10 protein-coding genes are annotated in these 13,706 nt (G+C 69.2%); all 10 read right to left on the reverse strand.

What is annotated here, in order from left to right:
* Nucleotides 1-149 precede the first annotated feature (149 nt).
* The 10 genes from C1I95_RS14490 to nusG all read right to left on the reverse strand — a co-directional run bounded on the left by C1I95_RS14490 (nt 150) and on the right by nusG (nt 13,706).
* Nucleotides 150-515, reverse strand: a complete 366-nt coding sequence (locus C1I95_RS14490) for a hypothetical protein (protein ID WP_111214353.1) — start codon at nt 513-515, stop codon at nt 150-152.
* Between the two features lie 166 nt (nt 516-681).
* Nucleotides 682-4,569 (reverse strand): DNA-directed RNA polymerase subunit beta', encoded by a 3,888-nt coding sequence (locus tag C1I95_RS14495; RefSeq protein WP_111214354.1) that lies wholly within the window; start codon nt 4,567-4,569, stop codon nt 682-684.
* Between the two features lie 103 nt (nt 4,570-4,672).
* Entirely contained in the window at nt 4,673-8,104 is a 3,432-nt protein-coding gene (rpoB, locus tag C1I95_RS14500; RefSeq protein ID WP_111214355.1) for a DNA-directed RNA polymerase subunit beta, read from the reverse strand.
* Nucleotides 8,105-8,675: 571 nt separating this feature from the next.
* Nucleotides 8,676-9,065: a 50S ribosomal protein L7/L12 gene (rplL, locus tag C1I95_RS14505; protein WP_111214356.1), complete on the reverse strand. Its 390-nt coding sequence runs from the start codon at nt 9,063-9,065 to the stop codon at nt 8,676-8,678.
* A gap of 55 nt (nt 9,066-9,120) precedes the next feature.
* Nucleotides 9,121-9,666 carry a 50S ribosomal protein L10 gene (gene rplJ, locus C1I95_RS14510; RefSeq protein ID WP_111214357.1) on the reverse strand — a complete coding sequence of 182 codons (546 nt, stop codon included), beginning with the start codon at nt 9,664-9,666 and terminating at the stop codon, nt 9,121-9,123.
* A gap of 326 nt (nt 9,667-9,992) precedes the next feature.
* The gene (locus C1I95_RS14515) at nt 9,993-10,682 is read right to left on the reverse strand and encodes a hypothetical protein (protein ID WP_111214358.1); all 690 of its coding nucleotides are present in this window, start codon (nt 10,680-10,682) and stop codon (nt 9,993-9,995) included.
* The gene (locus C1I95_RS14520) at nt 10,679-11,467 is read right to left on the reverse strand and encodes an ABC transporter ATP-binding protein (protein WP_111214359.1); all 789 of its coding nucleotides are present in this window, start codon (nt 11,465-11,467) and stop codon (nt 10,679-10,681) included. Before C1I95_RS14520 ends, C1I95_RS14515 begins: the two co-directional genes overlap by 4 nt.
* A gap of 75 nt (nt 11,468-11,542) precedes the next feature.
* Complete coding sequence (gene rplA / locus C1I95_RS14525) at nt 11,543-12,259, reverse strand: 50S ribosomal protein L1 (protein ID WP_111214360.1); 717 nt, start codon at nt 12,257-12,259, stop codon at nt 11,543-11,545.
* An 83-nt stretch (nt 12,260-12,342) separates the two neighbouring features.
* Entirely contained in the window at nt 12,343-12,774 is a 432-nt protein-coding gene (gene rplK, locus C1I95_RS14530) for a 50S ribosomal protein L11 (RefSeq protein ID WP_111214361.1), read from the reverse strand.
* A 206-nt stretch (nt 12,775-12,980) separates the two neighbouring features.
* Entirely contained in the window at nt 12,981-13,706 is a 726-nt protein-coding gene (nusG, locus tag C1I95_RS14535; RefSeq protein WP_111214362.1) for a transcription termination/antitermination protein NusG, read from the reverse strand.

Genomic DNA, 13,706 nt, shown 5'->3' on the forward strand with positions numbered 1-13,706 from the left:
GAGCAGCCTCGCCGCCCTCGGGGCGAGCCGGTTCCGTCACAGGATCCTCCTCATCGGCCGCGTCCACCGTCGTGCGACGGACAACGGTCAGGCTACCGTCGCCCGTCAGCCCCTCGACGCCCGGCGCGAGGGGCGGCCCCCGCACGGGGTCAGTCGACGTGTGGTGCGAAGTCCTGCCCGTACGGCGCCTCGGCCAGCCGGACCACACCGATCACCAGGAGCGCCACCAGGCTGACCGCGACCAGCACCAGACCCGTCCAGGCCAGCCGCTCGCCGCGACGCAGCCAGGCCGCGCCGGTCAGGAAACCCCCCGAGGCGTACGCCTCCCGGCGCGCCTGCCGGGCCAGTTGCAGGGCCACCGTGGCCGGCACCACCCCACCGATCAGCAGGCCGGTCAACGCGGCCATCAGCCCCAGCGCGAAGACCGCCCTGGCCTTGGTCGCCCGGACCGGATCCGGGTCGAGCGGGTGACGCGGCGCCGGCGCGGTGGGCGCCGATCCGGGTGCGATCGTCATAGCCACATGATGCCCCGGCCGGGGCGGGCACGTGCCGTACCCGTGGGCAAGGGCCCGCCTGACCGGGCCCGGCAGTCGGCTCCCCCGACCGGCCACTGCGGCCCGTTCCGCAGACGCGAGGAGGCCCCCGGCAAACTGCCGGGGGCCTCCCATGTCACCGCGCGGTCTAGCGGTACGACCCGAAATCGAAGTCGTCCAGCGGAACCGCCTGGCCACTGGCCGGCCCGAAACCGTAGTCGGTCTCCGGGTAGCCGGTCATCGAGTAGACCTTGGCCTTCGCCTCCTCGGTCGGCTCGACCCGGACGTTGCGGTACTTGCTGATGCCGGTACCGGCCGGGATGAGCTTACCGATGATCACGTTCTCCTTGAGCCCGACCAGCGAGTCGCTGCGCGAGTTGATCGCGGCGTCGGTCAGCACCCGGGTGGTCTCCTGGAAGGAGGCCGCCGAGAGCCAGGAGTCGGTGGCCAGCGAGGCCTTGGTGATACCCATCAGCACCGGACGACCCGCCGCAGGCTCGCCGCCCTCGCCGACGAGCCGGCGGTTCTCCGACTCGAACAGCGCCCGGTCGACCAGCACACCCGGCAGGAACTCGGTCGAGCCGGAGTCGATGACCGTCACCCGCTTGAGCATCTGGCGGATGATGATCTCGATGTGCTTGTCGTGGATGAGCACGCCCTGGGACCGGTAGACCTCCTGGACCTCCTGGGTCAGGTGGACCTGGACCGAACGCGGGCCGAGGATGCGCAGCAGCTCGTGCGGGTCGATAGTGCCCTCGGTGAGCTTCTCGCCGACCTCGACGTGGTCGCCGTCGTGCGCCCGCAGCCGGACCCGCTTGGAGATCTTGTCGTAGACGATCTCCTCGCTGCCGTCGTCCGGGATCACGACGATCTTGCGCGACCGCTCGCCGTCCTCGATCCGGATCCGGCCGGGGGTGTCGGCGATCGGCGCCTTGCCCTTCGGGATCCGGGCCTCGAAGATCTCCTGGACACGCGGCAGACCCTGGGTGATGTCCTCACCCGCGACACCACCGGTGTGGAAGGTACGCATCGTCAGCTGCGTACCCGGCTCACCGATCGACTGGGCGGCGATGATGCCGACCGCCTCGCCGACGTCCACGATCTTGCCGGTCGGCAGCGAGCGGCCGTAGCACGCCCCGCAGACGCCCAGCTTCGACTCGCAGGTGAGCACGCTGCGCACCCGGACGGTCTCGACCCCGGCCTCGACGATCTTGTCGACCAGGATCGAGTTGATGTCCGCGCCCCGCTCGGCGACCACGGTGCCGTCCGGCCCCTTGATGTCGTCGGCGAGGGTACGGGCGTGCACGCTCGTCTCGGCGTGCTCGTGCACCACGAGCTTGCCGTCGAGCTGCTGGCCCACCTGCATCGGGATGGCCCGGTCGGTGCCGCAGTCCTCCTCGCGGATGATGACGTCCTGCGAGACGTCCACCAGACGTCGGGTCAGGTAACCCGAGTCGGCGGTACGCAGGGCGGTGTCCGCGAGACCCTTACGGGCACCGTGCGTGGAGATGAAGTACTCCAGCACGGACAGGCCCTCCCGGTAGCTGGCCTTGATCGGCCGCGGGATGATCTCGCCCTTCGGGTTGGCCACCAGACCACGGATCGCCGCGATCTGCCGGAGCTGGAGCAGGTTACCGCGAGCACCCGAGTTGATCATCTTCCACAGCGGGTTCTCCTGCGGCAGCGCGGTGTCCATCTCCTTGGCGACCTCGTTGGTCGCCTTGGTCCAGATCTCGATGAGTTCGCCGCGACGCTCCTCGGCGGTCATCAGACCACGCTGGTACTGCTTGTCGATCCGGTCGGCTTCCTTCTCGTACCGCTCCAGGATCTCCCGCTTGCGCGGCGGAGCGATGACGTCCTCCATACCGATGGTCACGCCGGACCAGGTGGCCCAGTGGAAACCGGCCTCCTTGAGCCCGTCGAGGGTGGCCGCGAGGGCCACCTTCGGGAACCGCTCGGCGAGGTCGTTGACGATCGCGGAGAGCTGGCCCTTACGGATCTCGTAGTTCACGAACCGGTAGCCCTGCGGCAGGGTCTCGTTGAACAGCACCCGGCCGAGGGTGGTCTCCACGGTCAGCGGCTCGCCCGGAACCCAGCCCTCGGGCGCGGTCCACGGCTGCGCGCCGACGCCGTTGTCGACCGCGACGACGTCGCGCAGTCGGATCTTGACCGGCGCCTGCAGGTGCAGCTCGCCGTTGTCGTACGCCATCCGCGTCTCGGCGTCCGAGCTGAACGCGCGACCCTCCCCGCGCTCACCGGGGGTGAGGTGGGTGAGGTGGTAGAGCCCGATGACCATGTCCTGGGTGGGCATGGTGACCGGCTTGCCGTCGGCCGGCTTGAGGATGTTGTTCGACGACAGCATCAGGATCCGCGCCTCGGCCTGGGCCTCGGCGGACAGCGGCACGTGCACCGCCATCTGGTCACCGTCGAAGTCGGCGTTGAACGCGGTGCAGACCAGCGGGTGGATCTGGATGGCCTTGCCCTCGACCAGCTGCGGCTCGAAGGCCTGGATACCGAGCCGGTGCAGGGTCGGCGCCCGGTTGAGCAGCACCGGGTGCTCGCCGATGACCTCCTCCAGCACGTCCCACACGACCGGCCGCTGCCGCTCGACCATCCGCTTGGCGGACTTGATGTTCTGCGCGTGGTTGAGGTCGACCAGCCGCTTCATCACGAACGGCTTGAACAGCTCCAGCGCCATCTGCTTGGGCAGGCCGCACTGGTGCAGCTTGAGCTTGGGGCCGACCACGATGACCGAACGGCCGGAGTAGTCGACGCGCTTGCCCAGCAGGTTCTGGCGGAACCGGCCCTGCTTGCCCTTGAGCATGTCGGACAGCGACTTCAGCGGACGGTTACCCGGGCCGGTGACCGGCCGGCCGCGGCGGCCGTTGTCGAACAGCGCGTCGACGGCCTCCTGCAGCATCCGCTTCTCGTTGTTGACGATGATCTCGGGCGCGCCGAGGTCGATCAGCCGCTTAAGCCGGTTGTTCCGGTTGATCACCCGGCGGTACAGGTCGTTCAGGTCGCTGGTCGCGAAGCGGCCACCGTCCAGCTGCACCATCGGACGCAGGTCCGGCGGGATGACCGGCACGCAGTCCAGCACCATGCCGAGCGGCGAGTTACGGGTGTTCTGGAACGCCGCCACGACCTTGAGTCGCTTGAGCGCCCGGATCTTCCGCTGGCCCTTACCGGTACGGATGGTCTCCCGCAGGCTCTCCGATTCGGCGTCGAGGTCCATGTTCTGCACCAGGGCCTTGATCGCCTCGGCGCCCATGCCACCGGTGAAGTACTCGCCGAACCGGTCCCGCAGCTCGCGGTAGAGCAGCTCGTCGGTGACCAGCTGCTTCGAGTCCAGCTTGCGGAAGGTGTCGAGCACCTCGTCCAGACGGTCGATCTCGCGCTGGGCCCGGTCGCGGATCTGGCGCATCTCGCGCTCTCCGCCCTCCTTGACCTTGCGCCGGACGTCCGCCTTCGCGCCCTCGGCCTCCAGCTCGGCCAGGTCGGCCTCCAGCTTGGCGGCCCGCTTCTCGATCTCCGAGTCGCGGCTGTTCTCCGACTGCCGCTTCTCGGCCAGGAGTTCGTTCTCGATCGTCGAGAGGTCACGGTGACGCGCTTCGGCGTCAACGCTCGTCACGACGTACGAGGCGAAGTAGATGATCTTTTCGAGGTCCTTCGGGGCGAGGTCCAGCAGGTAACCCAGCCGGCTCGGCACGCCCTTGAAGTACCAGATGTGGGTCACCGGGGCGGCGAGCTCGATGTGGCCCATCCGCTCACGGCGGACCTTCGAGCGGGTCACCTCGACGCCGCAGCGCTCGCAGATGATGCCCTTGAACCGGACCCGCTTGTACTTACCGCAGTAGCACTCCCAGTCCCGCTGCGGACCGAAGATCTTCTCGCAGAAGAGCCCGTCCTTCTCTGGCTTGAGGGTGCGGTAGTTGATCGTCTCGGGCTTCTTGACCTCGCCGTGCGACCACTGACGGATGTCGTCGGCGGTCGCCAGCCCAATTCGCAACTCGTCGAAAAAGTTGACGTCGAGCACGTTCAATTCCCTCACACGTCGCTTGTTGCGCTAGCAGCTGACCGAGTCTGGCTCCGGGACGGGGCGACCCGCCTGGGGAAAGCCCCGCCCCGGAACCTCAACGTCACACTTCCTCGACCGAGCTCGGCTCGCGCCGGGACAGATCGATACCCAGCTCCTCCGCGGCCCGGAACACCTCGTCGTCGGTCTCGCGCATCTCCAGGGCCACACCGTCGCTGGACAGCACCTCGACGTTGAGGCACAGCGACTGCAGCTCCTTGAGCAGCACCTTGAACGACTCCGGGATGCCCGGCTCCGGGATGTTCTCGCCCTTGACGATGGCCTCGTAGACCTTCACCCGGCCGAGAACGTCGTCGGACTTGATCGTCAGCAGCTCCTGCAGGGCGTACGCGGCACCGTAGGCCTGCATCGCCCAGCACTCCATTTCACCGAAGCGCTGACCACCGAACTGCGCCTTACCACCCAGCGGCTGCTGAGTGATCATCGAGTACGGACCGGTCGACCGGGCGTGGATCTTGTCGTCGACCAGGTGGTTGAGCTTCAGGATGTAGATGTAGCCGACGGCGATCGGGTCGGGCAGCGGCTCGCCGGAGCGACCGTCGAACAGCTGCGCCTTGCCACTGGCACCGATCAGCTGCTTGCCGTCCCGGTTGGGCAGGGTCGACGCGAGCAGACCGGAGATCTCCTCCTCGCGGGCACCGTCGAAGACCGGAGTGGCCACGTTGGTGTCCGGCTCGGAGGTGTCCGCACCGATGCTCTGGAGCTGACGCTTCCAGTCGGCGTCGTCGCCCTCGACCTTCCACCCCGTCTTAGCCACCCAGCCCAGGTGGGTCTCCAGCACCTGGCCGATGTTCATCCGGCTCGGCACACCCAGCGGGTTGAGCACGATGTCGACCGGGGTGCCGTCCTCCAGGAACGGCATGTCCTCGACCGGCAGGATCTTGGAGATGACACCCTTGTTGCCGTGGCGGCCGGCGAGCTTGTCACCGTCCTGGATCTTCCGCTTCTGGGCGACGTAGACCCGGACCAGCTCGTTGACCCCCGGCGGCAGCTCGTCGCCGTCCTCCCGGGAGAAGGTACGCACGCCGATGACCGTGCCGGTCTCGCCGTGCGGCACCTTCAGCGAGGTGTCCCGGACCTCGCGCGCCTTCTCACCGAAGATCGCGCGGAGCAGCCGCTCCTCCGGGGTCAGCTCGGTCTCGCCCTTCGGCGTGACCTTGCCGACCAGGATGTCGCCGGGCACGACCTCGGCACCGATCCGGATGATGCCGCGCTCGTCGAGGTCGGCGAGCATCTCCTCGCTGACGTTCGGGATGTCGCGGGTGATCTCCTCCGGGCCGAGCTTGGTGTCCCGCGCGTCGACCTCGTGCTCCTCGATGTGGATCGAGGTGAGCACGTCCTGCTGCACGAGGCGCTGCGACAGGATGATCGCGTCCTCGTAGTTGTGGCCCTCCCAGCACATGAACGCCACGAGCAGGTTGCGCCCGAGCGCCATCTCGCCGTCGTCGGTGCACGGACCGTCGGAGATGACCTGGCCGGCCTCGACCCGGTCGCCCTCGAAGACCACCGGCTTCTGGTTGACGCAGGAGCCGGCGTTGGAGCGACGGAACTTGTGCAGCAGGTACGTCCGGCGGTGGCCGTCGTCCTGGTGGACGGTGATGTAGTCGGCGCAGAGGTCCTCGACCACGCCGCCGACCTCGGCGACCACCACGTCACCGGCGTCGACCGCGGCACGGTACTCCATGCCGGTGCCGACCAGCGGCGACTCGGCCTTGACCAGCGGCACCGCCTGACGCTGCATGTTCGCGCCCATCAGGGCCCGGTTCGCGTCGTCGTGCTCCAGGAACGGAATCATCGCGGTCGCGACCGAGGTCATCTGGCGCGGCGACACGTCCATGTAGTCCACGGCGGCCGGCGTGACGTCCTCGGTCTCGCCGCCCTTACGGCGGACCAGGACGCGGTCCTCGGCGAACGAGCCGTCGGCCTTCAACGGCGCGTTGGCCTGCGCCTTGACGAACCGGTCCTCCTCGTCCGCGGTCAGGTAGTCGATCTGGTCGGTGACCCGACCGTCGACGACCTTCCGGTACGGCGTCTCGATGAAGCCGAACGGGTTGACCCGGGCGAAGGTGGACAGCGCGCCGATCAGACCGATGTTCGGGCCTTCCGGCGTCTCGATCGGGCACATCCGGCCGTAGTGGGACGGGTGCACGTCGCGGACCTCGAAGCCGGCCCGCTCCCGGGACAGACCACCCGGGCCGAGCGCGCTCAGCCGGCGCCGGTGGGTCAGGCCCGCCAGCGGGTTGGTCTGGTCCATGAACTGGGACAGCTGCGAGGTGCCGAAGAACTCCCGGATCGCGGCCACCACCGGGCGGATGTTGATCAGGGTCTGCGGCGTGATCGCTTCGACGTCCTGGGTGGTCATCCGCTCGCGGACGACCCGCTCCATCCGGGACAGGCCGACCCGAACCTGGTTCTGGATCAGCTCGCCCACGGTACGCAGCCGCCGGTTGCCGAAGTGGTCGATGTCGTCGGCCTCGTAGCCCTCCTCACCGGCGTGCAGCCGGCAGAGGTACTCCACGGTGGCGACGATGTCGTCCTCGGTCAGCGTGCCCGTGGTGATCGGCACACCGACTTCGAGCTTCTTGTTGAACTTGTACCGCCCGACCTTGGCGACGTCGTACCGCTTCGGGTTGAAGAAGAGGTTGTCGAGCAGGGTCTGGGCGTTCTCGCGGGTCGGCGGCTCGCCAGGGCGCAACTTCCGGTAGATGTCGAGTAGCGCCTCGTCCTGGCCGGCGATGTGGTCCTTCTCGAGCGTGGTCATCATCAGCTCGGACCAGCCGAACTTCTCACGGATCCGCTCGGCCGACCATCCGACGGCCTTGAGCAGCACCGTGACGGCCTGCCGGCGCTTGCGGTCGATGCGGACGCCGACCGTGTCGCGCTTGTCGATGTCGAACTCCAGCCAGGCACCCCGGCTCGGGATCACCTTGACGCTGGAGAGGTCGCGGTCGGAGGTCTTGTCCGGCTGCTTGTCGAAGTACACGCCCGGCGAGCGGACGAGCTGGCTGACCACCACACGCTCGGTGCCGTTGATGATGAAGGTGCCCTTCGGCGTCATCATCGGGAAGTCACCCATGAACACCGTCTGGCTCTTGATCTCGCCAGTGGTGTTGTTGGTGAACTCCGCGGTCACGAACAGTGGCGCGCAGTAGGTGAGGTCCTTCTCCTTGCACTCCTCGATCGAGGCCTTGACCTCGTCGAAGCGCGGCGCGGAGAAGGAAAGCGACATCGTGCCGGAAAAGTCCTCAATGGGACTGATCTCGTCGAGGATCTCCGCGAGACCCGAGCGTGCGTGCGGGTCGTCCGCCGACCGGCCCTGCCAACCCTCGTTGCCGACGAGCCAGTCGAAGGACTCGTTCTGAATGGCGAGGAGGTTGGGGACCTCGAGGTGTTCGGTGATCCGACCGAAGGAAACTCGGCGGGGAGCGAATGCGCTCGACGTACGACTGGTCTTCGCAGGGCGGGAAGCTGCCAAGATGCGTCCTTCCGAGGACCGGTGCTGCAGAACGGCTGGTACGCGTGCACTCCAATGACCCCACCAGAAAATATCCACAAACGGACATTTCCGAGCAGGGGTCAAGTCGGAAGGCAGCGCAAACTAGCAGTGTAGCCGAGAGGCTAACCGCTGTCCAGCCCACCCCGCAGGAAGTTGCGGAACGAGCCTCGGGACCCTTGACCGGGTCGCACCGGGCCGCTCGGAACGCAACGTTCCCGCCGGGCCGCTCGGGTGTCTGCGGCGAGTGGTGCTGCCGCTTCACTACCCGTGCGGTGGCCGTCGCAAGCGCGGAAGGTCTTGCTCATGTCAGCGTGCCTGGCAGCCCAGGGCCGCGTCAAGGGCCGGCAGCCTCATCCGGTGCTGTTTCCCACCGACGGGCGAGGCCGCGAGGCCCGCACCGGGCCGGTCGCCGGCCGGTGACGCCCTGCTCAAGCCCACTCGCCCAGGGTGCCACGAGCACGGCGGACGGCGATCCGCTGTCGGATCGCCGCCCGCCGCGACGTGGTGTGCCCCGGCTCACGTACGCCGGGACGGCCAGGTGGTGCTCAGGTCACTTGAGGGTGACCTTGGCGCCCTCGCCCTCGAGCTTGGCCTTGGCCTTGTCGGCGGTCTCCTTGTTGACCTTCTCCAGGACCGCCTTCGGCGCGGCCTCGACCAGGTCCTTGGCCTCCTTGAGGCCCAGGCCGGTCAGCTCACGCACGACCTTGATGACCTGGATCTTCTTGCCACCGTCGGCGTCGAGCACGACGTCGAACTCGTCCTTCTCCGGCTCGGCCTCGGCGGCGGCACCGCCGGCGGCCGGGCCCGCCATCATCATCGCGGCCGGAGCGGCGGCGGTGACCTCGAAGGTCTCCTCGAACTGCTTCACGAACTCGGAGAGCTCGATCAGCGTCATCTCCTTGAACGCGTCGAGCAGCTCGTCGGTGCTGAGCTTCGCCATGTCTGGCGTCCTTTCCTGAATGGTTTACCTAAGAACGTGGGTGCGCCTCGGGGCCTCAGGCCGCCTCGGCGCCCTCCTTCTCGCGCTTGTCCTGCAGGGCGGCCGCCAGGCGGGCGGTCTTCGACAGCGGGGCCTGGAACAGGGCCGCGGCCTTGCTCAGGTTGCCCTTCATCGCGCCGGCCAGCTTGGCCAGCAGCACCTCGCGGGACTCCAGGTCGGCGAGCTTCGTGACCTCGGCCGCGGAAATGGCCTTGCCCTCGAAGACGCCGCCCTTGATGACGAGCTTCGGGTTGGCCTTCGCGAAGTCGCGAAGCCCCTTCGCCGCCTCGACGACGTCGCCCGAAACGAAAGTCAGCGCGGTAGGACCGGTGAACAGCTCGTCGAGGCCGGAGATGCCCGCGTCCGCCGCAGCACGCTTGGCCAGCGTGTTCTTGGCGACCGTGTAGCTGGTCTCCTTGCCGAGCGAGCGCCGCAGCTGGGTGAGCTGGGAAACCGTCAGACCGCGGTACTCGGTCAGCACGGTGGCACCAGCGGCGCGGAAGCTCTCGGTCAGCTCGGCGACGGCCGTGGCCTTGTCGGCCCGGATCGGCTTGTCCGCCATGTCCCTCCTCTCTCGTTACTCGATGCTGGTCACCGTCGCAGGCGAGCGCCTGTGACGGGAGCGGAGGCATCGCGGCAACAAGAAAGCCCCGGCGCAGGGCGCACGGGGCGAGGCCGGCCGGATCACCGCAGTCGGCGGACCGCAGGATGCTGCCGAGTTTCGCTTGCCGCCCTACGCGGGTCGTCCGTCATCGCGGGACCTTCGACCGTGCCGAGGCACGGTGACCAGCGGTCTCTGGGTGGAACTTCGCGGCCAAGGCTACGCGACACCCGCCGTAACCACCAAATCGCCCCGGAGTGCGTCCGCTCACCCTCGCCGTGGCGCCCTCAGGCCCGCCGGTGGCGGGCACGGGCGTAACCGGCCAGCGCCACCGCCGCCCAGGCCAGCGCCCACCCGGTCAGCGACAGGGCGGCCGGGCCGGAGAGCGCGCCGGCCAGCGCGCGGGCGGTGGGCAGCACGGGCGGCGCCAGCCACGGCACCACCGAGCCGGTCCGGCCGAGCACCAGCACGAGAACCGCGCCGAACGCGAGTACGGCAACGCCGTACCCGGCGCTGCGGGTGACCGCCCGGCTGGCCAGGGCACCCAGCGCCACCGCCCCGGGCAGGGCGAGCAGGTGCGCCCAGAGCCCGAGCGCCAGCCCGACCGGGATCGACCGGTCGCCGGGATGCGTGGGGCCGACCACCCCACCGACCAGCCACGGGAACACCAGCGCGACCGCCACCAGGCCGAGGCCGGCCGCCGCCGCGGCAAGCAGGCCGGCGGCCCGTTCCCGCGCCGGACCGACCGCGACCAGGGCCAGCCGGCGCTGCACGTCGGGCTCCACGTCCAGCAGGATTTTGGTCTGCCAGGCCAGCACCGGGAAGAGCACCACGGCCGAGACGCCGTACGCCTCCGCCGGCTGGGCCCGGCCGCCGCCGTAGAGGACGGCGAGGGTCAACAGGCCGGCCAGGGCCGGCGCCATGGCCCGGCCGGTACGCAGGAAGCCGGCGAGCCGGAACTGGATCAGCGCGGTCACCGGGCCACCTCGGACGTTGGCCCCGCCCCGGGCCGGGTGGCGGTGGGTGGGTCGGAATGGCCGCGTACCCGGAGGATGTGATGGCCGTCGGCGCGCAGGCGGGCGACGGCGTCGGCCACCCGCGCGGCCGGGACGGCCAGCTCGACCACGGCGACCGCCGTGTCGCCGGACGGTGCCCGTTCGAGCACGGACCCGTCGGCAACCGTCCACTCCCGGGCACCCGGCAGCCGGACCGTCTCGCCGCGATGATCGCTGACCAGCACCGAACCACCATCGGCCAGCACCTCGCCCACCAGCTCGGGAACCAGCTCGCGGGCCCCGGCGTCCAGCCCCTCCCACGGCTCGTCCAGTACGAGCAGGCCGGGCGGGCGCAGCAGGGCCTGGGCCAGACCGACCTTCTGGGCGGTGCCCTTGGACAGCTGGGGCAGCCGGACCGCGTGGAACGGGCCGAGGCCGAGCCGGTCGACCCAACGGCGCACCGCCTGGTCAGCCTCGGCGCGCGACAAGCCGGCCACCCGACCCGCCGCGGTGAGATAGCCACCGACGGTGAACGGCTGGTCGGCGGGAAAACGCTCCGGCACCCAACCCACCACGGTCGGCCGGCCGGTCACCCGCCCCCGGCTCGGCCGCAGGACCCCGGCAGCGATTTGGAGCAGCGTCGACTTGCCGACGCCGTTTCGCCCCAGCACCACCGCCGCCTCGCCGGGGCCCACGCACACCGTCGCGCCGCGTAGCACCCACGGGCCACGCCGGTGGTAGCGCAGCCAGACGTCCTCCAGCCACATGTGGCGAGCGTGCCACACCCGACACACGGACGGGGCCCCGCCACGATGTGGCGGGGCCCCGTCGCGGGATCGTGCTCAGCTCTCGGCCGAGCCCTCCGTAAGGTTCTTCACCAGGTTCGGGTCGACCGGAACGCCCGGGCCCATGGTGGTGGTGAGGGTGACCTTCTTGAGGTACTTGCCCTTCGCCGCGGACGGCTTGGCCCGCAGCACCTCGTCGAGGACGGCCGCGTAGTTGTCCACCAGCTGGGCCTCCGAGAACGAGGCCTTGCCGATGATCAGGTGCAGGTTCGAGTGCTTGTCCACCCGGAAGGTGATCTTTCCGCCCTTGATGTCGGAGACCGCCTTGGTGACGTCCATGGTCACCGTGCCGGTCTTCGGGTTCGGCATGAGACCGCGCGGGCCCAGGATCCGCGCGATCCGGCCGATCTTGGCCATCTGGTCCGGCGTGGCGATCGCCGCGTCGAAGTCCAGCCAGCCGCCCTGGATGCGGGCGACCAGCTCGTCCGTGCCCACCTCGTCCGCACCGGCGGCGACGGCCTCCTCGGCCTTCGCGCCGGCGGCGAAGACGATCACGCGGGCGGTCTTACCGGTGCCGTGCGGCAGGTTGACCGTGCCGCGGACCATCTGGTCCGCCTTGCGGGGGTCGACGCCGAGGCGCATCGCGACCTCGACCGTGGCGTCGAACTTGGCGGTGGTGCTCTCCTTGGCCAGCTTGACGGCCTCGGCGGGGGTGTAGAACTTAGACCGGTCGATGGCCTCGGCGGCCTTGCGGTAGCTCTTGCTGCGCTGCATGTTCTGTCTACTCCTGTGGTTTCTGGCGGGCCGCGATGCTCGCGCGCCCTCCCACGATCAGTACGGGTCGCTGTTGGCCGAGGTCAGTCGGTGACGGTCAGACCCATCGACCGGGCGGTGCCGGCGATGATCTTCTCAGCCTGCTCAACGTCGTTGGCGTTGAGGTCGGCCATCTTCTTCTCGGCGATCTCGCGCAGCTGGGCGCGGGTCACCGAGCCGACCTTCTCCGTGTGCGGGACGCCCGAGCCCTTCTGCACACCGGCGGCCTTGATCAGCAGCCGGGCGGCGGGCGGGGTCTTCAGCACGAAGGTGAAGGAGCGGTCCTCGTACACGCTGATCTCGGCGGGGACGATGTCGCCCCGCTGGGACTCGGTCTGCGCGTTGTACGACTTGCAGAACTCCATGATGTTCACGCCGTGCTGACCGAGCGCGGGGCCGACCGGCGGCGCCGGAGTGGCCTGGCCCGCCGGCAGCTGAAGCGTGAACGTCTTGACGAGCTTCTTCTTCGGAGGCATGTCTCTTCCTGGGGCTTGGAACTGGGAAAGGTTCGCACCGCCATCGCCGTCGGGGCGCGCACGGTCAGCGCGGGTACGGCGGCGGCGACGTTCTAGGGTAGCGCAGGCCGGCTTGCACCCGCCCACGGAGGTTGGCCGGCCAGGCGAACCGACACCCGGTGGCGACCGCCGGCGGCGGATTCCCGCCGCCGCCAGCGGTCGACGAGTCAGATCTTGGCGACCTGGTTGAAGTTCAGCTCCACCGGCGTCTCGCGGCCGAAGATCGACACCAACACCTTGAGCTTCTGCTGGTCGGCGTTGATCTCGCTGATCGTGGCTGGCAGCGAGGCGAAGGCACCGTCGGTGACCGTCACCGAGTCGCCGACCTCGAAGTCGAGGACCTTGACCTCGGGCTTGGCCTTCTTCTGCTCGGTCTCGACGGCCGGCGCCAGCCACTTCAGCACCTCATCGAGGCTCAGCGGCGCCGGGCGGTCGGCCCGGTCCGTGGCACCCACGAAGCCGGTGACTCCCGGCGTGTTGCGTACGCAGGAGTACGACTCCGCGGTCAGCTCCATCCGGACCAGGATGTAGCCCGGGAAGACCTTGGCCTGCACCTGGGAACGCTTGCCGTTCTTGACCTCGACCTCTTCCCGGGTCGGCACCTCGACCTGGTAGATGTAGTCCTCCATGTCGAGGGACGTGATCCGGGTCTCGAGGTTGGTCTTGACCTTGTTCTCGTAGCCGGCGTACGAGTGCACCACGTACCAGTCACCCGGCGCGTAGCGCAGCTTCTGCCGAAGCTCCGCGACCGGGTCGAAGTCCTCGTCGGGCGCGGGCTCCGCCATGGCGAACTCCGGCTCGCTGACGGCCTCGACCGACTCGTCACCAGCCGCCGTCGCCACCGTGGACTGCTGCTCGTCCGAGGTCTCGGCGGTCTCGTCGTACTCAGGCAC

The organism is Micromonospora craterilacus (assembly GCF_003236315.1).
GTDB classification, from domain to species: domain Bacteria; phylum Actinomycetota; class Actinomycetes; order Mycobacteriales; family Micromonosporaceae; genus Micromonospora; species Micromonospora craterilacus.